This window comes from Streptomyces sp. NPDC020996, from assembly GCF_040641355.1.
Taxonomy (GTDB): domain Bacteria; phylum Actinomycetota; class Actinomycetes; order Streptomycetales; family Streptomycetaceae; genus Streptomyces.
Window position 1 is genome coordinate 1 of record NZ_JBFADM010000099.1, and the last position, 20,516, is coordinate 20,516.

The following is a 20,516-nucleotide window of genomic DNA, read 5'->3' on the forward strand; positions in this document are numbered from 1 at the left end:
GACGGGCACCCCGGAAGCGGGCGGCATGACCAGCCGGGAACTGCTCGGCGTCATCCGCGGCTTCAAGGGCCTCGACCTGGTCGGCGCCGACGTCGCGCCTGCGGACCGGCCCCTAGGGGTGGCACCCGCCGGGTCCTGCCGGTCGAGCGGTCGGCGGATGCCCCGGCACGAGGGGCGCGCCGGCCGGCCGCCCCCCGTCAGGTCGACCGCGCGATGCCCGCCTCCCCGGCCGGCAGCTAGGTCAGCTCCCGGGCATGAGGACGCTGTCGATGATGTAGACGTTGGCGTTGGCGGTCTTGACGTTGCCGCAGACGACCTTCGCGGAGTCGTTCACGGTGTAGGACTCGCCCGAGCCGGAGGTCGTCACCTTCGACTTCTCCAGCGTGGCGAAGGAGCCGTTCTCCAGGTCCTTCGGGGTCAGCTTCCGGCCGACGACGTGGTAGGTGAGGATCTTCGTCAGCTGGGCCTTGTCGTTGAGGACCTTGTCCAGGGTCGCCTTCGGGATCTTCTTGAAGGCGTCGTTGGTCGGCGCGAACACGGTGATGTTCTGGGCGTTGTTGAGGGTGTCGACCAGCCCGGCCTTCTTCACCGCCGAGACCAGCGTGGACAGAGCGGGATTGTTGGACGCCGCGGTGGCCACCGGGTCCTTGGCCATGCCGTCGAAAGAACCCGCACCGTCTTCCGGCACCGCGGAACAGGCCGGACCGAAGGGCTGGTCCATGCCCGCCGCGCCGCTGCCCGAACCGCCCATGTCCTCACTGCTCTTCGAGGCCGAGGCCGAGGCCGACGCCGAAGCCGGCGCCTTGTCGGAGGAGCCGGAGGAGTCGGACGTGCCCGAGTCGCTGCTGCCGGAGCAGGCGGTGAGGGTCAGCGGGAGCACGGTGACGGCAGCGAGGAGGCCGGTGGTGAGGCGGAAACGGATGTTCATCATGTTCTCCTTTTGAAGGGCGCAGCGCGGTACGGCTGCGTTCGGGGGGAATGGAAAGCTGGTTCGGACGGCCACAAAGCCCTGCTCGGAGGTGGCCACTCGGCGGCCACTCGGCGGCCACTGGACCATCACTCGACGATCACGACCACGGAGTGCCATCCGCTGGCGCCGTCGGGGACGGTCCGGGTGCGCTTGTCCGTCTGCACGCTGCCGGTGCGGTCGGTGGCGCGCACGGTGAGGGTGTGACCGCCCTTGGCGGCCTGCCAGGGAAGGGACCACTGACGCCAGGTGTCGCGGGAGTCCTCGGCGGCCAGCCGAGCCTCCTGCCAGGGCCCGTCGTCGACGCGGACCTCGACCCTGTCGATGCCGCGGTGCTGTGCCCAGGCGACGCCGGCCACCGTCACCGTGCCGGACCGGGGCCGGGCGAACGGCTTGGGGGTGTCGATCCGTGACCCGGTCTTGATCGGAGCCCGGCGCGCCCAGCCCCGCTCGACCCAGTACGGGTCGTAGGCGTCGAAGGTGGTGAGCTCGATGTCCTCGATCCACTTGCAGGCGGAGACGTACCCGTACAGGCCGGGGACGACCATCCGGACGGGAAAGCCGTGCTCGAAGGGCAGCGGCTCGCCGTTCATGCCGAGGGCGAGCATCGCGTCGCGGCCGTCCATCACCTCCTCGAGCGGGCTGCCGAGCGTCATACCGTCCACCGACCGGGCCACCAGCTGATCCGCCGGCCCGCCCCGGGAGGGCGGTTCGACACCGCATTCGGCGAGCAGGTCGGCCAGGCGTACGCCGATCCAGCGGGCGTTGCCCACATACGGCCCGCCGACCTCGTTCGACACGCACGTCAAGGTGATGTCCCGTTCGATCAACTCCCTGCGCAGCAGGTCGTCGAACGAGTAGGCGACGGGCAGCCGCACCCCCTTGCCGTGGACCCGAAGCCGCCACCTCGTGGCATCCACCTTCGGCACCACGAGAGCGGTGTCCACGCGGTAGAAGTCCTCGTTGGCGGTGACGAAGGGGCTGATTCCGGCGATCCGCAGCCCGGCCCTCTCGGGCACCGGTCGCGCCGGTGACCCGGGAAGCGGCAGAACGAGCCGCTCGCGCGAGGCGATCGCGCTCTGCCCGCGCGCACCGTTCAGTGAACGGCCGACCGTGCCCACCACGGCGGAAGCGGCGGCGGTGGATGCGGCCGCGAGGACGAACCCCCGACGATCCCACACCTGGAAGCCGGAACCGTCTTCCGTCGTGCCGGCCGGGGCCGCCCCGGCCACCGGCGCAGCCGACCGCCTCCCCGCTGCCAACCGTCCCACCAGGACATGCAGCAGAAGTGCTCCGGCAACGGCACCCACGACGGAGGGCAAGGCGTCGGTGACGCCGCCGGAGTCGGGTCGGCTGACGGCGGCACCGGCCCCGACGACCCCGAAGAGAAGGACCCCGGCGGCTCCGACCCGCCTGAACCGCACCGCCAGCACACCCAGCGCCAGGGCCAGCACCGTCAGCACGGCGAGGATGCCCAACTGCAGCACGAGCTTGTCGTCGGTGCCGAAGCGGCGGATCGCCCAGTCCTTCACCGGCGCGGGAGTGCGGTCGACGGCCGCGCCTCCCACCGCGACGACCGGACCGGACTGCGGACGCACGGCTGCCGCCACCAACTCGGCGACAGCCAGCGCGGCGACGCCGGCCAGAGCCCCGCTCAGCGCACCCAGCGCCAGGCGCGGCGGCCCCGGCCCCACCCGCGGTTCCTTCTCCTCATCCCTCACGCGGGGAATCCGTCTCCGCCACCCGAGCGGATTGGTCCCACACCCGATCAGGCGAAAAGAGATCTCACACCAATCCAACCCGCCATCCGCAACGGATTACCCGGTCCGCTCACGGCGGCCTTCGCGACACCGCGATGCACGGTGGCCAGCCGCAGACACACCGGTGCGCCCGAGAGGAAACCCAGGCCGCCCGGACGGACCCACCACGCTGCGACTGCGTCACATGCCACCGCCCGCCCGCGCGCTGACTCGCTGACTCGCTGACGCAGGCTTTACCGAAGGCCGGGATTCAGCAGGCCGACGCCCGGCGGTGGCGAGTCTTCGACGTCGGACAGTGTCTTCCACGGCCGCAGGTGAGAGCGCTGCGCACCCAGATGCCTGAGCAGCGGCACGCCCGCCCCCATGGGCCCGAAGGCGGGCGTGCGCTACTGGCTCAGCTGGCCTTCTGCTTTTCTCGCATTTCGTGGACGTTGGCGGCGGTGAGGGTGCCGTCTTGCAGTTCGTAGTGCGAGAGGGCGAGGCCGAGGCCGAAGAAGGTGGGTGCCCACTCGCCGACGAAGATGCCCCATCGGTCGGCTCGGTCGAGGCCTCTGCCGGATTCGGCTTTGAGGCTGCCGGCCCAGGCGGCGATGCTGAAGCCGATGGAGGCGAGGCCCGCCGTGTAGGCGTGTTCGCTGCGGATGCCCATTTCGTGCATCTTCTTGATGATCATTCGATGGGTCTCCGTTCTGTCGGGTTCCCTGAAGCGAGTCCCCTGCCTGCGTGACTCTTATGCGCCGATTTATCACAAATTAACCGCTGCCTGCTTCCTGTGTCGCTCGTGGGCTGGTGAGGCTCGGGGCTGGTGTCTCGTGATCCTGTTCATGTCAGTTCAAGTTGTTATTGACGAGTTTCTTCACGTTGGCCGCGACGAGCCTGACCTTCGCGAGGACCTCGCCGGCGGTTGCGGTCCAGGCGAACGGTTTCGCGCTCTCGTTCCAGGTGGTGTAGCTCAGCCCGGTACGCGTAGCCGTCGTTGCCTGACCCCGTGGTGTCGCAGAGCTGGGGCTGGCGGAAGCGCCCGTCGAGCAGTGCGGCTGCCCGTCGGTTGCCCTCCCGGGTTTTTACGCCGCTGCGTCCTGCGGTGCGGAGAGCGCGGCCGTGCCGGCCCCAGATCTCGGGGCCGGATGCGCCACCCATACGCCGACTGCGTGAAGGCCGGGGCGAAACCGGCGGAGACGCCCAGCGCCCAGGGAGGATCTTGCCCGACGACGCGTTCCCATTCGTTCCCATGGAAGGCCAAAAAGCCCCTCGGGGATCACTTCCGAGGGGCCTTTCTCATGCATCGTGCCTGTTCAGGCGTGGTGCCCCCGGCAGGATTCGAACCTGCGACACCCGCTTTAGGAGTTCGGTCTGACCGCCTCTCCACCCGTGCTGCGCGGGGCGGCCGTGGTCGTGTCAGACCGCACCGTGCCGCCGCTGTCCGCTGTCGTTGATGTCAGCCATGGATGTCACCTCACACCGGCTGGGGTCACTTGCGACGCTTGCGTGCCTTCGCCTTGCGTTCGGCTTCCTTGCGCTTCTCGATGGTGTACGACGACCACTCGCCACGGTGCCGGTCGCATCGCGACGCACCGACCATCGCCAGCCGCCGGCACCAAGTGCCCTTCTCCGTGAGCGCTCCACACCTGGACTGCGTACGAGCCACGTCTCCCACCCCCGGTCTCGACCCTCGCGCGGACCAGTGCAGGATTGCCGGGCACATGTCCTCTGCGGAAGGCGCACTGCTTCGCGCAGTGGTGCACGGCGGCCCAAGGAGGTTGCTCGGGGGCGCACGCTTTCCAACTGTGTTGGGGGGTGATGGGGGTCGTTCGAGGGCGTTCACCTGGGTTCGTGGGTGGGCCGATCATGGCCTGCGTCTGGCTCTTGGTCTTGTCTGAACGGCCGTGCACGGAGCTGAATGAGACGGAAACTGAGACGGCCCGAGACGCAGGGCCTCACCCGATGATCTCGGCCCGCTCTCGAACCTGCTCGTCCAACTTGCCTTCCTCCAGGGCGCCCAGCGCGGCCGCGTATCCGGCCATTACCGCCTCGTGTACAACGTCGTGGAGGTATACCGGGATCGTGTCGAAGATGCCGGAGCAGATGTTCGCTGCTGCGTCATACGCGGATCGGTACTGCGTTTCACTGATGCCGGCGCCCAAGTTGCTGACGAGACTGCGTAGGTCTTCCCTGTGGTCATCGCTCACGTCGACGTCACTACCCTCGTGCCAGGGTCGAGAACCGCGTATCTCTGGGCCTCGGCCGAAGACAGTCAGCCACCGTGGCGGGACAGCCGACCGACGAGGCGCGCGTGTGCCTCGCCGCACCACCACTGGCCTCGACCGTGCTGTCGGTGCCGTCGACCGGAGCAAGCCGCGACGGCAGACTCGTGGGGGAGAACTCCGAAGCGGCTCGACTCACAAAGACTCTCAGCTTGTTGGGTGATGCAGAGGTGGGAACCGTGCTGACCTGCGGCGGAACGGCGTCGACGCCCCATGGCCGCCGATCGTGTTTCCCGGTGTTCCTCGTAGCTGCCCGCACGATCTGGCAGGGGCCTCGCATGATCCCTGACGCTTGCTCACGTTGATTAAGTACCACTCCCCCTGAGCCTGCCAGTCCCATGGTCGCAGCGGACCAGGTCGACACGGTTGCCCGCGCACCCCAGCCTCAATACGGAAGTCGGCAGACATGAGTCCCTGAGCTGGCGCATAATGCATTGATGCACATGGGGGAAAGGGCTGGATATGGGTAGGTTCTACGCGCCGCTCTCGGGGCTGATTCCGCATGACCTTGCTGAGCCCGTCTCGGCTGGCGACTATGCATTCATAGCGCGGAAGTGGGACGTCAGCATCTTTGATTGGGCGGAGTTGCAGAGCAAGCATAAGTTACATATCTCGTACACGGCGGGAGATATGCTTCTCAAGAGCTGCAATATGGAACTTGCAGTCTCAGCATCATCCATTGATGACGTGCGGGATAAAATCCTTGCTTTCCATGTTGTGATGTACGCCCGGGGCTTCCACCCCTTCTCAGTGCAACTCGTATCCAGCTATTCCATCAATGACTACGCAGGGATTTGCTCACGAAAGTCTAGCCATGGACTTGAGCTCCTGCCTGAGGGGATGCGCACCGGAATCACTAGTGCCACGGACTGCGTAGAAGTGTGGCCAGCTCCTTACGCATCGGGGGCCGCATTCCGCAAGGAAGCGCTCGCTCGCACAGTCACTCCTGACCTGCTTGCCCAAGTCGTTGATGATATTGACCATTGGAACAATCTTCGGGGTCGATATCCAGTCTGTCGCTTCCTTGAGCGGGTTCTGATGTCCAGCCCGGTTGTTGCTGATACTGGGCAGTCGCTTCTGCATGTCTGGACTGGGCTCGAATCGATATTCCCTAAAGTGCAATCTGAGGTGAGCTTTCGCCTGGCTCTCTACCTTGCCCAGCTCCAGTCCCCGTTGGGAGACCGTAAGGATTTCTTCCAACGAGCCAAGAGGTCTTACGGAGATCGATCCAAGGTGGCTCACGGGGGTGAGTTGAAATCCAAAGAGGGTGTGGATCCATGGATGGAAGCCTGGAGCATTTTGACGCACACCGTGCGGGCCATGCTCAATCGGCAGTGCGTCCTCACAGAAGAAGAACTGATCCAAGAGCTTCTTATGGCAGCCGATGCGAGTGAATAACTAAGCTCCGGGCTTGCGCATGGTGGTATCGGTGTCAATATCCACGCGAATACGCCAACGTAAGCGCACATGAGCACTTAAACCACGGACACTGAGTATAGGCACTGTCAGATAGCGGAGCGTAATTTGGGTAGATGGTGGCGTCGTCGCCGAACTGCAGGACAGGACACGAGAGACGAGCGACCAAAAGAGCGGCATGACGAACTAGAAGTACTTCGCAACAAAGCGACCAGGCGTACAAGGGCCCTGGCCAACGTCCCGGCTTATGCGGGCGCAGCGGTCATCCTTCTTGTGATCGTGAAGGTTGCGATTGTATCTCACGGCGTTCCATCGACCATGCTAGAGCTCATATCCGCCGCCGGGCCGATTCAGGTAATCGTTGGCACAATCATCTTGTTGTTGCCGTTTTCCGGCGTCATCGTCATTTATGCAAATGATGAGATCTATAGGCGGCCGGGAATGTCGAGGGTCGCAAAGAATGAGGTACGCCTTGGTGTGTACCTAGCAATGTTCGTTCTTTCGTATCTGCTCGTGTGGTACTGGACCGTATCAGTTGCAATCATCCTCATTGTGCGTCACCTCCTCTTCGTCCAAGACAAGAAAAAAGGACGTGCAGTTGATCGCGTCGAACCAATTCCACTAGAGGAATGGCTACAGAAAGAACCGACCGACGCACGCTTGCATGATCTGTGGGTTCGAGCCAAAGGCGAGATAGAAAGGGCCCGCGCCGCGCGGGACGTGGGCATAGTAGACCTTGCCAGGGTTACGGAGCTCAGAGAATCCGTCCAAGAGACTCTCGATGAATTTAGAGTGCGGGCAGATGAGATCAATAAGTTGCAGTACTCCCAAGGTACCGCCATGGCCTCGATGCTTGCTAGTTACGCCTTCGCTTTGTTGATTCAATTCCTCGGAAGCGACACGCCTTGGGTTCCCGCGGAACAAATTGACATCAAGGGAGGAGGGCGAGAGGCCGCCTACGTCATTGAATCTGGGGACTCTTGGACGACACTCCTCGACGATGATTCACGGTCCATAATTAGAATCCCATCGGACTCGATCACGTCACGCAAAATATGCTCTGCCAAGGGGCGGGAAAAAGGGACCGAAACTCTTTGGCGCCTCACTGAAAGTCACGCGACTATCTATAAAAAGTGTCCACCCTCAAAGCCCAATCGATGAACACGAGGTCGGCGTAGCGACTTTGGGCCGGGAGCTGCTTTGGCGCGAGTGATCATGGCCCCGTAAGCTTCCGGCGCGTCGGGCAGTCTGTGGACCTGCCCGGTAAAGCACGACGTTGGGGCCATGATCTTCGAGGCTCGCGCCAAAGTGGCTGGCTAAAGTCGCGGAGCCGACCGCCCCAGCCACGACGTGTTCTGACCTCATGCACTGTGTGCCTGTCCTCTTGGGCGGGCGCGGGCGGCCGGCGGTGCCGAGCGGGGCGGAGACATGAGCGCGGGCGCCGCCGGCCGCCCGAGCCTGCCCGGAGGAGCGAAGCGACGACGGGTGCTTGAACCAGTAGAGAAAGTTGTAACTCAGTCGGTCGGCTGGGGCTTGAAGGCGTATGCGCAGGCTGGGAGTTCGGCGTCCTGCCGGTTCGCCAGGGGCAGGAAGATCACAGGCCGGATCGTCCATGTGATGCGGGTGTTGGAGTGCGTGACCGATACGGTGCAGGGCTCTGCGCGTAGGAGGGCGTGGCGGGTTGCGATGCGGCCTTCGTAGAGCCATGCCCATGCCTCGTCCGACGCTTCGGGGTCGAGTGCCGGTGAGATGGTGCGGAGGGCGACCGCGACCCATCTGTCCGCTTGTGGCGGTGAGTAGGCGTCGAAGGATGCTCGGAGTGCCGGCCCCTGAGTGGAGATCAGGTCTTCGGTCCAGCATTCACACCAGTAGCCACGGGTGGGTGCGTTCATGTGGCCGCTCCCAGGGGGTAGATCACGAGCACGTAGCGGGTGCTGTCGTCGTAGAGGGTGAGCTGATATCCCGTGCCGCTGGCGAGGTAGGTGAGGGCGCGTTCGTGTTCCGCCTCGTCCGTCAGCCAGTGCAGTCCCGGCCGTGCGTACGCGGCTTCGAGCTGGTCTGTGATGTGGTGCGTGCGCTCTCGTAACCAGCGCAGGGCCAGGCGGGGGCTTGCCGCGTCGTGTGAGCCGAGTGGGATCGAGCGGGCATCGTCCAAGGTGTATGCGGCGGCTCGGCACTGGTAGGGGAGTGGCTGGGTGCTCACGTCTGGCGCGTCGGTGTGGGTGGAGGTCAGCACGGGTGCCCTCCTGCCGGTTCCTTCGGTGCGGTGAACAGCTCGGCGGTGACGGTGTGGCCGGCCTGGCTGGTGTGAACGATGACCCGCTGGGCAAGTGCGCTGACCATGTCCAGGCCCCGGCCGTGTTCGGCGTCCTGGTCCTGGTGCTGGGTCTTGGGGGCTGTGCTGGTGCCGCCGTCGTCCGTGACCGACAGGGCGACCACCTGCGGGGAGATGGCAAGGGCCAGGTGGAAGCTGCCGTGGTCCCGGCCGCTGGCTGTGTGAAGGATCGCGTTCGCGCTCAGTTCGCTCACGATCAGTTCCGCGTCTTCCGCCAGAGGCGATCCGCGCAGGATGTCGCGTGTCCAGCGGCGGGCCCGGCTCACCTCTTCCGGGAATCCTGGACAAGACAGTCCCCAGACCCGAATCTTGCTCGTATACTCGTGCATACAAGTTCCTTCGTGCTGATAGGCCGCCATGTGCAGCGGGTTCGGGCTAGACGAGTTTCACGCCGTCGTGGGCGCGGATGGCGGGCGGAGCCGCTGCGTCGAGTGCGTCCAGTACGCGGATCGCGTACGCCTCGTCGGCAAGCTCGGTGACCTCTTCGCGGGTGGCCCAGCGCAGGGCGCGGGTTTCGTCCCCGGTGGTGGGCGTGCCGTCGGCGGCCTCACACCGGAAGACCAGCGAGACGATCAGGCCCGTCATGTTCTTGTAGACGCCGGTGAGGATCGCCGATGGTGCGATCTTGATGCCGGTCTCTTCGAGGACCTCGCGCTGGAGGGCTTCGGGGATGGTTTCCTCGCGTTCGAGGACGCCGCCCGGGGGCTCCCAGTGGCCGTTGTCGCGGCGCTTGATCAGCAGGGCCCGGCCCTGGCCGTCGACGATGACCCCGGCGACGCTCACGGAGTGCGGGCGATCAGTGCTCACGTTCCTCGGCCCTCTCGGCTGACTAGGCTCTCCACGGTAGCAACAACGACCAGCGGCTCGTCTAGACACCTAAAGGAGTACACATGTCCCCTCTCCCTTCCGGCTTCCTCGGCGCGCTCGATCCCACGAGCGACCGTGCCGTCTTCCGGCAGATCGCCGACCAGCTGCGCGAGGCCATCGACCGCGGGCGGTTCAAGGAGGGCGAGAAGCTGCCCTCGGAAGCGGAACTCGTCGAGCACTACGGGGTCTCCCGGATGACAGTCCGCAACTCCTTCTCCATCCTCCAGGGGGAAGGGCTCGTGCACGCCGAACACGGCAAGGGCGTGTTCGTACGGCCCCGGCCACCCGTGCGGCGACTCGCCTCCGACCGCTTCGCCCGCCGCCACAGGGAGCAGGGGAAGTCCGCCTTCATCGCGGAAGCCGACGCCGCCGGCAGTCACCCCACGGTCGACAGCCTGGAGGTGAAGGAGGAGAAGGCCAGTCAAGAGCTGTCGACGCGGCTGGGCTCCGTGCGGCGGGTGCTCGCCCGGCGGCGCCGTTACCTCCTCGACGGGCGCCCGGTCGAGTTCGCCACCTCCTACCTGCCGCTCGACATCGCCCGGGGCACGCCGATCGCGGAGCCAAACCCCGGGCCCGGCGGCATCTACGCCCGCCTGGAGGAGCTGGGGCATCACCTCGACCACTTCGAGGAGGAGATCAGGGCCCGGATGCCTTCCCCGGACGAGGTGCGGACGCTGCGGCTGGCTGCCGGTGTGCCTGTCATCCACCTGGTCCGGACCGCGTACGACACGGAGGGGCGGGCTGTGGAGGTCTGCGACACGGTGATGGCGGCCGACGCCTACGTCCTGTCGTACCAGCTTCCGGCGACCTGACCGCGTGAGCGGCGGTGGTGCGTGGGGGATCGCCCTTCGACTCGTACACACCGACACGGTTACTCGTATAGACGAGTGGGCAAGTCGTATGGCAAGGTGTTCACGTGATCCCGGAAAGCGGGTTCGCAGTACGCATCATGTCTAGACGAGTAGATAGGAATGTGCCTTGCGTACCATCCGTGTGGAGACCTCGGCGGCCACGATCCTGCTGACCGAGGCTCCGGAACCCAAGGTCCGCGACCGGCAGACGGGCGAGATCGCCAAGGACGCCATGAGCGGTGAGGCGCTCATGACGGTCGGCGTCGTCTACATCGAGGACGGTGAGTCGTCGCTGATCAAGGTCACCGTGCCGGAGAGCGGGGTGTCGGAGGGGCTCGCCCTCGGCTCGCCTGTCTCGCTGCCGGGGCTGGCCGCTCGCCCGTGGGAGAGCGTGTTCAACGGGCAGCAGCGGCACGGCATCGCCTACCGGGCCGCCGCCGTCACCCCGGCCGCGTTCCCGGCCGCCGTGGGGGCCTCGGCCTGATGACCGACCTGACGACACTCCTGGAGGTGGGTGGTCCCCTCGCCGCACTCGGTGGCGGGGCCGCCTACACCCGGGTCAATCATCCGGCGGTCTACTGGTCCACGGTCGGTCTTCCGCTGTCCACCGCCCGGCTGCTCGGCTCGTACAGTTCGGTCATGGAGGCGTGCGGGCTGACCGTGGCGCCGTCCCGGCTGCGGGTCCTCGCGGTCAAGGCCACCACTCGCCGCGAGGTGCGGCCCGTGCCTCCGCGTCGGGGCATCATCCGGCCCACCTCGACCGGGTTACGGCTTCGGCTGCGGCTCGCTCCGGGCCAGGAGCCGGCCGACGTCGCCGCCTCGGCCGAACGGCTGCGCCACGCCTGGGGAGTCCACGCCGTCTACGTGACCACCGTCAAGCCCGGTGTGGTCGAGTTGCGGCTCGTCGGCTTCGACGTCCTGCGGCGCGTACGGATGCCCCGCAAGCTCGACGAGGGGCTGTTGACGGTGCCGGTGGCGCTGCGGGAGGACGCCATGCCGTTCGTACGCGACTACCGCACCGTTCCGCACCAACTCACCCTGGGCGCCACGCTGTCCGGCAAGTCCATGTACCTGCGGCACCTGATCACCGGACTCGCACGGCAACCGGTCGCCCTGGTCGGCATCGACTGCAAGCGCGGTGTGGAGCTGGCGCCGTTCGCCGCCCGGCTCTCCGCGCTGGCCACCGACCCGGAGCAAGCGGCCGAGCTGCTGCCCGTGCTCGTCAAGGAAATGGAGGACCGATACGACCTGATCAAAGCCCGGCAGGGCATCGCACCCGGCACCCCGGCCGAAGACATCACCTCCGACATCTGGGGCCTGCCCGAGAGCGAGCGGCCCACCCCGGTCGTCCTGTTCGTGGACGAGGTGGCCGAACTCTTCCTCGTCGCCACGAAGAAGGACGAGGAACGGCGCGACGAGATGGTCACCCAGCTCATCCGCCTCGCCCAGCTTGGCCGGGCCGCCGGTATCTACCTGGAGGTCTGCGGGCAGCGCTTCGGTGCCGAGCTGGGTAAGGGCGCCACGATGCTGCGGGCCCAGCTGACCGGCCGCGTCTGCCACCGCGTCAACGACGAGGCCTCGGCGAAGATGGCTCTCGGCGACATCGCGCCGGAAGCGGTCATGGCCGCCTGCGCCATCGCTCCCGAACGACCGGGCCTGGCCGTGGCCGGGGACACCTCCGGCGGCTGGTCCCGCATCCGCACCTCCTACCTGTCCCTCGGGGACGCTGCCCGCGTCTGCCGGGAGTCGGCCCACCTGGCGCCCGACCTGCCCGCGCTCAAGCCCTTCCGGCCGCACGTTCCGGCGGGCTCCGTCGGTGCCCCGGCGCTGCTTGTCCGGCCGCGCCCGGTGACCGACTGACCTTCTCTCTCTCCCGGTCGGCGTGACCGCCTCGCGCCATCTCCCTACCCCTGCCATGCCCGAATCCGAAAAGGAGCCGCAGCATGCGTGCCCACCTGGCCCGTGTCGACGCGGTACTCGTCCAAGCGCTCATCGCGGCGGCGCTCTCCTTCGCCCACCTGCACGACATCGCCTCAGCGGCCGGACAGGACGGGTGGAAAGCGTGGGCCTACCCGATCAGCGTCGACCTGCTGCTCGTCGCCGCCTGGCGCCGACTGCGGTCCGGCGACGCGAGAGCGGCCGGGTGGTGCTGGTTCGTCATCGCCCTCGCCGCATCCCTCGGCGCCAACGTCGCCACCGCCGGCCTGCTCGACACGCAGCACGTCCCGGCCTGGCTCCGCATCCTCGTCGCCGGATGGCCCGCGGTCGCCTTCCTCGGCGGCACGCTCCTCGCCCACAGCGTCGCGGCGGCCGTCGACGACGCCCCGGAACCTGCCGCTGACCCCGTTGACGTCCCGGACGACGTTCCCGAACCGACCATCCGCCCCGAACTGGCGGCCCACCCGGCCATCGAGCCTCCGCCCGCACGCGCCGCTGTACCCGTCCCGGCCGCTCTGGTCGAACACGCCCGCAAGGTCGCCGCCGAGCACCACACCCGCACCGGAACCCCCATCGACACACCGACCCTCCGCGCTCGCCTCGGCGTCCCCGCACCGCTCGCCGACGCCATCGCCGCCCAACTCACCTGACCACAAAGGGAGACCATGCCTCTCTGCTGCAACACGGCCGCCGACTACCTCGAAGCGGCCCGCGAGATGGCCGCAAGCGGCCGGTCGACGCTCGCTCGACTCCTCGCCGAAGAGGCCGCCGACCGCACGCCGGACCCCCGTGAAGCCGCCCGGATCCTGAACGAGTTCCCCGGGCCCAGCCTGCGACAGGAGAACTGACCATGCCCACGCCCAAGCGCTTCCGCGACGTCACCCGCATCGGCCCCGTACAGGTCGGCACCGCCTACGACGGCCGGGGCCGTGAGAAGCACATCGCCGCCTGCACCGCCCCGCGCTGCGGCTTCTCCGCCGACTACGACAGCCGGGCCGCCGCCGAGCTGGCCGCCGGTACCCACCGCTGCCCCGTCCGCTGAAAGGACCCGCACCCGTGAACGTCAGCCTGCCGCTCGTCTTCGTCCTCGGCCTCTTCGCCTGGGGAGCGGTCAAGTTCCTCGGCGTCCGTACCTGGGTCGTCGTCCTGGTCGCCCTCTTCGGCTTCCTGCTCTCGCACACCTTCCTCGCCCCGGCCATCGAGTCCGGCACGCGCTCGGGGACGGACGTCATAAACGGCTCGCATACCTAGACGAGTAGATAGGAGGGATCCCGCTGTGTTCCTACCCAGGTACCCCGACAGCCCGACACCGCCGCCTGCACACACGCACACCCCGGCCGATCCGGCGCCCGTACAACGTGCGCTGCCGTCCGTCTCGATCAGTACCGGAGCGGTCGTTGCCGTGATCACCGGTGGCGTGGTCCTGACCGCGCTCCTGGCCGCCGTCGCCGTCTCGGCCATCTCGGTGGCCGTCGCCGCCGTCGTCCTGCGCTCCCTGCTCCGCGAGCACCACCGCCGCTGAGCCTCACGTGCCACCACACCCGGGGCGGCCACGACACCGCCAAGCATCCGGCCGCCCCGGGCCCCTCACTCCCGACCCGAACAGCCAGAAGGAGTAAAGCCATCTTCGCCCGTCCCACCCCGCCCCCGCTGCCCGAACTGGCCAAGCTGGCCGCACACGGCACCCTGCCCGGTATCCTCCGGCAACTCTCCGGCCTCGGCGGCTGCACCCAGCCCATCCGCCTCGACGGCCACCGCACCGAGTACGACGTCGACACGACCACCGGAGAGATCGGCCGCGTCCTCCAGCACCTCGACTCGGCCGACCTGCCCGCCGGTCAACTCCTCGTCCGCTGCAACAACCGCCGCACGACCCGCTGCCCGGCCTGCTCCGAGGTCTACCGCCGCGACACCTTCCACCTGATCACCTCGGGCCTGCGCGGCGGCAAGGGCACCCCCGAACACGTCGCGACCCACCCGCGCGTCTTCGCCACCTTCACCGCGCCGAGCTTCGGACCGGTCCACAACCGCCCCACCGGTCCGGCCGGAACCGTCCGTCCCTGCCGCTGCGGTGTCCGCCACGACCAGGACGACGACGTACTCGGCACCCCACTCGACCCGGACCGGTACGACTACGAAGCCGCCGTGCTGTGGAACGCGCACGCCGGTGCCCTGTGGCAGCGCTTCTCGACCTACCTGCGCCGGGAAGTCGCCAAGCGCGCCGGCCTGTCCCAGCGACGGTTCCGCCAGCACGCGCGTGTGTCATTCGCCAAGGTCGCCGAGTACCAGAAGCGCGGCGCCGTCCACTTCCACGCCGTCATCCGCCTCGACGGCCCTGGCGGCGGAGACACCCCGCCCCCGCCCTGGGCCACCGCCGAGCTCCTGACGGACGCCATCCGCACCGCCGCCGCCAAGGTCCGCGCGGACGGCCCCGTTATCGACGGCCGCGCCCACACCTTCACCTTCGGCCGACAGCTCGACGTCCGCACGATCCGATCGGCCGACTTCAACGGCGGCCAGGAACTGACCGAACGCGCCGTCGCCGCCTACATCGCTAAGTACGCCACCAAGGGCGCCGAGACTGCCACGGGAGCTCTCGACCGGCCGCTGAAGTTCGCCGCCGAACTCGCCCAGCTCGACATCAGCGACCACGCCCGCCGCCTCATCCGCACCGCCTGGGCCCTCGGCGCACGCAAGGACCTCGAACACCTCCGCCTGCGCGCTTGGGCCCACATGCTCGGCTTCCGCGGCCACTTCTCCACCAAGTCCCGCCGCTACTCGACCACCCTCGGCGCCCTCCGTGACGCCCGCGCCGAATGGCGTCGAGCACAGGCAGCGGCGTCGAACGACGCGACACCCGAGACGACGTACGTCCTCGCCCACTGGGTCTTCGCCGGAACCGGCCTCTCCGACGCAGAGTCCTGGCTCGCCGCGTCCATCGAACCCGCCCCCGGAACGGAAGGAGAACCGACCCATGCATGACGACGAGCTGCTGACGGTGCCGGACGTGATGGAGCGGCTGAAGCTCGGCCGGTCCACGGTCTATGACCTCATCCGCTCCCGTCGACTGCCCTCAATCACCATCGGCCGGTGCCGCCGCATCCCGGCGCGCGCTGTCCGCGAGTACATCACTCACGAACTGGAGGCGGCGGCCTGATGGCCCAGCAACGCAAGCGGAACCCCAACGGCGCCGGCACCATCACCAAGCGTAAGGACGGCCGCTTTCAGTGCGCGGTCTACGTCCTCCAGCCGGACGGCACTCGTGCCCGCAAGTTCGCCTATGGCAAGACCTGGGCCGAGTGCGACGCCAAGCGCCGTGAACTGCTCGACAAGGTCGACCAGGGCGTGCCCGTGCCCACCAAGTCGGCCAAGCTCTCCGAGTGGCTGCCGTACTGGCTGGACAACGTGATCAAACCTCGGCGCAAGCTCAGTACGTTCGACAAGTACGAGGCGCACGTCAGGCTCTACTTGGTGCCGCTCCTCGGCGCTAAGCGGCTCGAATCCCTCGGTGTTGCTGACGTCCGGCGCTTCCTCGTCCGACTGGAGAAGGACACCACGGCGGCAACCGCCAAGGAATCGCACCGAGTTCTGCGCTCCGCGCTGTCCTCCGCCTGCCGCGAAGAACTGATCACGCGCAACGTCGCCAAGCTCGTCGAGCCGCCCCGCACGGATACACCCGAGCTGCACCCCTGGACCCTGGACGAGACGTTGGACTTCCTCGCGGCCTCCCGTAAGGACCCGCTCTACGCGGCTTTCGTCCTCGCCATCACCGTGGGCCTGCGCCGGGGAGAGATCGTGGGGCTCCGCTGGTCAGACCTCGACCTGGATAACCGCGTCCTCTACGTCCGTCACCAGGTCCAGCGGCGCCGTGGTGTCCTGTACGACGACGATCCCAAGAGCCGTCGTCGTCGTGCCGTCCCGTTGCCCGCCCTCTGCATCGCGCCCCTGCGCTGGCATCGGATGCGGCAGGCGGCTGCCCGTGCCAAGGCGGGGGAGAGGTGGCAGGTGTCGGACTACGTCTTTGCCACGCGGAACGGTCGCCCTGTCGAGCCGCGCAACCTCTACCGCTCCTTCACCCGCGTCGCCCAGTCGGCCGGTCTCCGCGTCATCCGGCTGCACGACGCCAGGCACGGCACGGCCACCCTCCTCACAGCGGCCGGAGTCGCGCCCCGCGTGGTGATGGAGATCCTGGGCCACTCGCAGATCAGCATCACCATGGACGTGTACACGCACGTCGTGCAGGACACCCAGCGCGAGGCCATGAGCCACATGGACCGACTGCTGCGAAAGAGTCGCCCCGATCGTGGGTGACCGCACCCGTTGATGTCAGAAGTGGATGTCAAAGGCCCCGGACCATGATCGGTCCGGGGCCTTTTGGCTGGTGCCCCCGGCAGGATTCGAACCTGCGACACCCGCTTTAGGAGAAAGCCAAGATCGCTTTTGGGGCGGGCGGGGCGGGAACAGCCTCACCAGGCAGAACTCCGGAGAGGCGCCTTCACGGGCCTCTGTACCGGCTCTGACCTGCACGAACGAGGTCCCGGCCAGTCCCAGGCAGTCCCGGTCGGTCCCTGGCTGTACCAAGCACTACGTCCCCAATCTGTCCCCACCAGGGCCCTCTGTCCCCGCGCTGTCCCCACCTGGTCCCCATTGGGGCCGCATGGTGTGCCCGGCCGCCCAAGGACGTACAACGGGGCACGTCGGGTCGCGTCTCGCGAACTCGTGAGCACCGCTCGGCCTTCGCGGGCGAGTGCGCATCACTTCGGCGGAGCGGACTTGGAGGACTCGGGGGGCGCCCTCTGTCCGTGGCTCTATCCTGCGGCCATGTTGGAGCAGACGGCCGTGCAACGGACCACCGAAGCCCTGTTCACCGCACCGCGGTTGCTGTCCGAGGCGGCGGTCGCGCTGCCGAGGGCCGCGGGGCTGTACGCCTGGTGGGCGCCGCCGAGCGTTCTCCCGTCGTTTTCTGGGCCAGTGAACTCCGCGGACCCCGGGCGCCGGCTGCTGTATCTCGGCAAGGCCACCCGGTTGCGGAGCCGTATCACTTCGAACCACCTGAGGCGTTCCGGTAGTTCGACGCTGCGACGGACGCTGGCGGGGTTGCTGATGCCCACCGAGGGCTATCGGACGGTGTGGACCGACCGGGTGGTCCTTGTACCGGAGGACGAAGAGCGGCTCACCGAGTGGATGCACGAGCACCTCTCGCTCACCTGGGTCGAGCACCCCGATCCGCTTTCGGTGGAAGGGGAGTTGATCTCCCGATTGGCGCCGCCGCTCAACGTCGACGGCGCGGGAGAGGGGGCCGCCCTCGACGCGGTCAGGGAGGCGCGGGCGCACTACTACGGGAGTGCTGGTCCTCGGCCAGCCGAGTAGTGCGCGCGTTCCTGTGTCTGCTTTGCCCGATAGGCCAGGAAACGTGTGCAGTGCTGATTCGGCCATTTTCCGTGGGTGCACCGCTGGCGGTTCGGCGCTCGCTGTCACATCCCCGGTGCAGTATTTGGAACGGCCGGGCGGCCTGAGCGCCGTGGCCATCTGTCGCCCTGTCCCGGTGTCGACGCCCCGTGAGGCGGGACGGCGAGATCATGGCACGGGACGGAACAGCCGGAATCGACGAGTCCCTGGCTGTCAGCGAGTACAGCACACCGTTCGCGGCCGAAGGAGGCCAAGGAGTTTCGTGAACCCAGATTTCATTTCTGCCATTTCCGGCGCAGTAGGTGTTGCTACAGCCACACCAGTGGCACTCCTAGTTGCGCGAGGGCAGATACGGGCCATGGGACAGCAGGCCATGATGGCGCACCAAGCCGTGATCGACGGTGCGCAGATCCAGGCCACGGCCGCTGACCAGGCCCAGGCGCGCGAGGCCCGCCGCGCGGCGTACATTCCCTTCACTGCCGCGGCGCACGAACTGTATGAGCTGCTCAACACGCGGCTGCGGAGGGAGGACATGGGCGATCTCCGCCAGCTGTACCGAGAGGGCCGAGCAGGCGCAAGCCGGGCGGCTGCGCTGGTGGACTTGGAAGGGCCGGACTCCCTTGCCGACCTTGCGCACGATGTCCTACGAAAGGCCGCGAGTTGTATGAGTGCGCGAAGACAAGCGGATCAGATTCTCGACGCCCAGGAGGAACTGAGCGAGCTGCTGAGCACCCACTGTCAGGTAGACGGGCTATTCGTGTCCTCCTGCGTGCAGGCTCTCAAGAGAAGAGCTCGTGATGTCCCCGAGTCGATTCGTGAGCCAGTCCTCAGGGAGGTCCTGCGTCCTCGCTCCACAGTGGAGGGCGAGGCGGCGATCACTGAGCACGTGGGGGCACTCCGGAGGGCACGGGAGCAACTAGACGAAGCTGTTGCTCGCCTTCCGGCGCCAGCCGAACCCGCGGTCCCGTGGTCGGGTCAGGGGCTTCGGTCTGCGCGCTCAAACCTAGGGCGCCTGGTTCGCTATGCCATCAGGAACCCCAATGAGATGCACCCCCTCCATAAGGTCAACACGCCTCTAGATGATCTACGGAAGGCCGTGTCCGAATTCGTGAAGCTGGCCCGAGCGTGCCTTCACGAGGAGGCCGTACGCGGTCCCGCGGCGGACTGATCATGAGGATCTTCTCAGCCACGGGTGGACGGTCTCGGTCTCTGGGCGTTGGCCCCCAATGCCTCGGATTGACTGAGACGGGGATCGGCAAGCGTCTCAGTCAATCCGAGGCACTGCGGTCCCAGCTGCAGTGCTTCGGGCCGGTTTGGACAGGACAGCAGCGCGATGGCAGGCAGCGAGGAGCCAAGGTGACCAAGCTCGATGAGTTGTTCCGTGACCCGCCCCCGGATCGTGACTCGTACGTTCTGGGGCAGGCCATTCCTTTCAATCCCGACCAGTGGATCACCAGGCTGCCAAGCGGTGAGTGGTGGCCCAAACGCTTGGCTGACCTGCCCCGCGTGGGGCGCTGGCCGACCGTGGACCGGCGGACGGTGTTCCAGATGGCCGAGCACGCCCACACACCGGAGGGCAGACGAGACCTGCTGATCGCCGCCCTCGTGTGGGGTACCGGTACCAATGCTCGGGAGGTTGTTCGCCGTGTGCGGATCTTCCATGAGAACGATCTCGAATGGCTGGACGAGCGGATCTGTGGGGCCCAAGCTGAGATTGATCGCGGAGACCCTGTTGCCGGGTACCTGGTGCTGAACGACCAGGACGCTCAGGTGAAGTACTTCGGCCCGGCGTTCTTCAGCAAGCTCCTGTACTTCAGCACCGCTGATCGTCCTGTTGGCGAGCGTTGGCCCTTGATCATCGACAGCAACGTCGCGTTGGCTCTCAATGAGCTGTCGGCCCAGGAGTGGGAAGCCGACAAGCGATGGGATTCGAAGAAGTACGCGAGCTATCTCGAGCTGGCCCACTCGTGGGCCGAACGGTGGGGGACTGCGCCAGACGTAGTGGAGCGGACGCTCTTCACCAGGGGGAAGCAGCTCAAGAGCGGCGCCCGGTAGCGCTACGGGGCGCCTGCTTCAACCGGCGTGAGTCACGGTCTCGTTGGTGGAGTCTGCTGACCGAGGGCTTGCACGTCGGAGGCGGCTGGGGCAACGTAGCCGCGGCAGCCGCAGTGCTCATAGCAGCGCGAGTCCTCAGGGGCCGTGGGAGGGACGCTCTGGTGGACACCGCGGGCGTGGCCGCAGCCCGGGCGGGCGCAGCGGGGGTGGTGCTGGTTGTCGTGGCGGTGGGCCGAGAGGCCGGCTTCGCGGATCGTCTGGCCGGTGCCGCGGGTGGGCTCGGTATCTGCGTAGCAGCCGGCCCAGCCGCAGTCATGGGTGAAGTGGAAGGTGCCAGCGAAGGCGAGGGCACCGCAGCGTCCGCAGCGGTAGTGCAGGACGCCGTGCTCGTCGGGCGGGATGGGCTCGCCGGTGCAGCAGTCGATCTTCAGGGACTCACGGAAGGCGGCGTGGCGGGCGGCGCGGGCCTCGCGTTCTGCCTCGCGGGCGGACCTGCGGTCCATGGCGGCCTGCTTCTCCCCGAAGACATCGAGTTGTGTCATGGCAATGCTCGGATTAGCCTCGAAGTTTCGTGACGGTCCGCCGACGGAGTCGGTGGACCGTTTTCGTTCCGTGGGCGAAGGCTGTGCAGGCCCGGGGCCCGAGTGTCGCCTC

25 protein-coding genes, 1 tRNA gene and 1 pseudogene are annotated in these 20,516 nt (G+C 67.3%); 16 read left to right on the forward strand and 11 right to left on the reverse strand.

The genetic code is table 11. The features are described from left to right. Positions 1–103, forward strand: a pseudogene (locus AB0G63_RS37000) (arginase family protein); the annotation flags it as partial. A gap of 138 nt (positions 104–241) precedes the next feature. Here the strand turns inward: AB0G63_RS37000 and AB0G63_RS37005 are convergent. The 4 genes from AB0G63_RS37005 to AB0G63_RS37020 all read right to left on the reverse strand — a co-directional run bounded on the left by AB0G63_RS37005 (position 242) and on the right by AB0G63_RS37020 (position 4,916). Further along, a complete protein-coding gene (locus tag AB0G63_RS37005) occupies positions 242–928 on the reverse strand; it encodes a fasciclin domain-containing protein (RefSeq protein ID WP_360759649.1) in 687 nt (228 codons plus the stop codon). Positions 929–1,056: 128 nt separating this feature from the next. Beyond that, complete coding sequence (locus AB0G63_RS37010) at positions 1,057–2,688, reverse strand: molybdopterin-dependent oxidoreductase (protein WP_360759590.1); 1,632 nt, start codon at positions 2,686–2,688, stop codon at positions 1,057–1,059. A gap of 433 nt (positions 2,689–3,121) precedes the next feature. Then, positions 3,122–3,400: a hypothetical protein gene (locus AB0G63_RS37015; RefSeq protein ID WP_360759593.1), complete on the reverse strand. Its 279-nt coding sequence runs from the start codon at positions 3,398–3,400 to the stop codon at positions 3,122–3,124. A gap of 1,264 nt (positions 3,401–4,664) precedes the next feature. Continuing rightward, positions 4,665–4,916 (reverse strand): hypothetical protein, encoded by a 252-nt coding sequence (locus AB0G63_RS37020; RefSeq protein ID WP_360759596.1) that lies wholly within the window; start codon positions 4,914–4,916, stop codon positions 4,665–4,667. Positions 4,917–5,453: 537 nt separating this feature from the next. Between AB0G63_RS37020 and AB0G63_RS37025 the strand changes: the two genes are divergently transcribed. Next, positions 5,454–6,389 (forward strand): hypothetical protein, encoded by a 936-nt coding sequence (locus tag AB0G63_RS37025; protein ID WP_360759599.1) that lies wholly within the window; start codon positions 5,454–5,456, stop codon positions 6,387–6,389. A 297-nt stretch (positions 6,390–6,686) separates the two neighbouring features. Then, positions 6,687–7,568: a hypothetical protein gene (locus tag AB0G63_RS37030; protein WP_360759602.1), complete on the forward strand. Its 882-nt coding sequence runs from the start codon at positions 6,687–6,689 to the stop codon at positions 7,566–7,568. Between the two features lie 353 nt (positions 7,569–7,921). Here AB0G63_RS37030 and AB0G63_RS37035 read toward each other — a convergent pair whose 3' ends face one another. From AB0G63_RS37035 to AB0G63_RS37050, 4 genes are read right to left on the reverse strand one after another with little or no spacing between them, the layout of a single operon-like run. Then, positions 7,922–8,299, reverse strand: coding sequence for a hypothetical protein (locus tag AB0G63_RS37035; protein WP_360759605.1), 378 nt, complete (start codon positions 8,297–8,299; stop codon positions 7,922–7,924). Next, positions 8,296–8,643 (reverse strand): hypothetical protein, encoded by a 348-nt coding sequence (locus AB0G63_RS37040; protein WP_360759607.1) that lies wholly within the window; start codon positions 8,641–8,643, stop codon positions 8,296–8,298. The genes AB0G63_RS37035 and AB0G63_RS37040 overlap by 4 nt, the downstream gene beginning before the upstream one ends. Further along, positions 8,637–9,071 carry an ATP-binding protein gene (locus AB0G63_RS37045; RefSeq protein ID WP_360759610.1) on the reverse strand — a complete coding sequence of 145 codons (435 nt, stop codon included), beginning with the start codon at positions 9,069–9,071 and terminating at the stop codon, positions 8,637–8,639. Before AB0G63_RS37045 ends, AB0G63_RS37040 begins: the two co-directional genes overlap by 7 nt. Before the next feature lie 46 nt (positions 9,072–9,117). Beyond that, positions 9,118–9,525, reverse strand: a complete 408-nt coding sequence (locus tag AB0G63_RS37050) for an NUDIX hydrolase (RefSeq protein WP_360759652.1) — start codon at positions 9,523–9,525, stop codon at positions 9,118–9,120. A gap of 107 nt (positions 9,526–9,632) precedes the next feature. On the opposite strand from AB0G63_RS37050, the gene AB0G63_RS37055 reads away from it, so the two are divergent. From AB0G63_RS37055 to AB0G63_RS37105, 11 genes are all read left to right on the forward strand, one after another. Beyond that, complete coding sequence (locus AB0G63_RS37055) at positions 9,633–10,421, forward strand: GntR family transcriptional regulator (protein ID WP_360759613.1); 789 nt, start codon at positions 9,633–9,635, stop codon at positions 10,419–10,421. A 166-nt stretch (positions 10,422–10,587) separates the two neighbouring features. Then, positions 10,588–10,944: a hypothetical protein gene (locus AB0G63_RS37060; protein ID WP_360759616.1), complete on the forward strand. Its 357-nt coding sequence runs from the start codon at positions 10,588–10,590 to the stop codon at positions 10,942–10,944. Further along, positions 10,944–12,320 carry an FtsK/SpoIIIE domain-containing protein gene (locus tag AB0G63_RS37065; RefSeq protein WP_360759619.1) on the forward strand — a complete coding sequence of 459 codons (1,377 nt, stop codon included), beginning with the start codon at positions 10,944–10,946 and terminating at the stop codon, positions 12,318–12,320. Before AB0G63_RS37060 ends, AB0G63_RS37065 begins: the two co-directional genes overlap by 1 nt. 83 nt (positions 12,321–12,403) lie before the next feature. Then, positions 12,404–13,048, forward strand: coding sequence for a DUF2637 domain-containing protein (locus AB0G63_RS37070; protein ID WP_360759621.1), 645 nt, complete (start codon positions 12,404–12,406; stop codon positions 13,046–13,048). 15 nt (positions 13,049–13,063) lie between these two features. After that, positions 13,064–13,246, forward strand: coding sequence for a hypothetical protein (locus AB0G63_RS37075; RefSeq protein WP_360759623.1), 183 nt, complete (start codon positions 13,064–13,066; stop codon positions 13,244–13,246). A 2-nt stretch (positions 13,247–13,248) separates the two neighbouring features. Continuing rightward, entirely contained in the window at positions 13,249–13,440 is a 192-nt protein-coding gene (locus AB0G63_RS37080) for a mobile element transfer protein (protein WP_360759626.1), read from the forward strand. A gap of 14 nt (positions 13,441–13,454) precedes the next feature. Next, positions 13,455–13,649: a hypothetical protein gene (locus tag AB0G63_RS37085; RefSeq protein ID WP_360759629.1), complete on the forward strand. Its 195-nt coding sequence runs from the start codon at positions 13,455–13,457 to the stop codon at positions 13,647–13,649. Between the two features lie 25 nt (positions 13,650–13,674). Further along, complete coding sequence (locus tag AB0G63_RS37090; RefSeq protein ID WP_360759632.1) at positions 13,675–13,920, forward strand: SpdD protein; 246 nt, start codon at positions 13,675–13,677, stop codon at positions 13,918–13,920. 128 nt (positions 13,921–14,048) lie between these two features. Beyond that, positions 14,049–15,380 carry a replication initiator gene (locus AB0G63_RS37095; RefSeq protein WP_360759655.1) on the forward strand — a complete coding sequence of 444 codons (1,332 nt, stop codon included), beginning with the start codon at positions 14,049–14,051 and terminating at the stop codon, positions 15,378–15,380. Continuing rightward, a complete protein-coding gene (locus AB0G63_RS37100; RefSeq protein ID WP_062927388.1) occupies positions 15,373–15,555 on the forward strand; it encodes a helix-turn-helix domain-containing protein in 183 nt (60 codons plus the stop codon). Before AB0G63_RS37095 ends, AB0G63_RS37100 begins: the two co-directional genes overlap by 8 nt. Further along, complete coding sequence (locus tag AB0G63_RS37105) at positions 15,555–16,709, forward strand: site-specific integrase (protein ID WP_360759635.1); 1,155 nt, start codon at positions 15,555–15,557, stop codon at positions 16,707–16,709. The genes AB0G63_RS37100 and AB0G63_RS37105 overlap by 1 nt, the downstream gene beginning before the upstream one ends. 68 nt (positions 16,710–16,777) lie before the next feature. Here AB0G63_RS37105 and AB0G63_RS37110 read toward each other — a convergent pair. Next, positions 16,778–16,889, reverse strand: a tRNA-OTHER gene (locus tag AB0G63_RS37110). A gap of 330 nt (positions 16,890–17,219) precedes the next feature. Between AB0G63_RS37110 and AB0G63_RS37115 the strand changes: the two genes are divergently transcribed. Then, positions 17,220–17,768 (forward strand): GIY-YIG nuclease family protein, encoded by a 549-nt coding sequence (locus tag AB0G63_RS37115; RefSeq protein WP_360759638.1) that lies wholly within the window; start codon positions 17,220–17,222, stop codon positions 17,766–17,768. 370 nt (positions 17,769–18,138) lie between these two features. On the opposite strand, the gene AB0G63_RS37120 is transcribed toward AB0G63_RS37115, so the two are convergent. Beyond that, a complete protein-coding gene (locus AB0G63_RS37120) occupies positions 18,139–18,444 on the reverse strand; it encodes a hypothetical protein (protein ID WP_360759641.1) in 306 nt (101 codons plus the stop codon). 719 nt (positions 18,445–19,163) lie between these two features. On the opposite strand from AB0G63_RS37120, the gene AB0G63_RS37125 reads away from it, so the two are divergent. Then, a complete protein-coding gene (locus tag AB0G63_RS37125; RefSeq protein ID WP_360759644.1) occupies positions 19,164–19,862 on the forward strand; it encodes a hypothetical protein in 699 nt (232 codons plus the stop codon). A gap of 32 nt (positions 19,863–19,894) precedes the next feature. Here AB0G63_RS37125 and AB0G63_RS37130 read toward each other — a convergent pair whose 3' ends face one another. After that, positions 19,895–20,404 (reverse strand): hypothetical protein, encoded by a 510-nt coding sequence (locus AB0G63_RS37130; protein ID WP_360759647.1) that lies wholly within the window; start codon positions 20,402–20,404, stop codon positions 19,895–19,897. Positions 20,405–20,516: the final 112 nt, after the last annotated feature.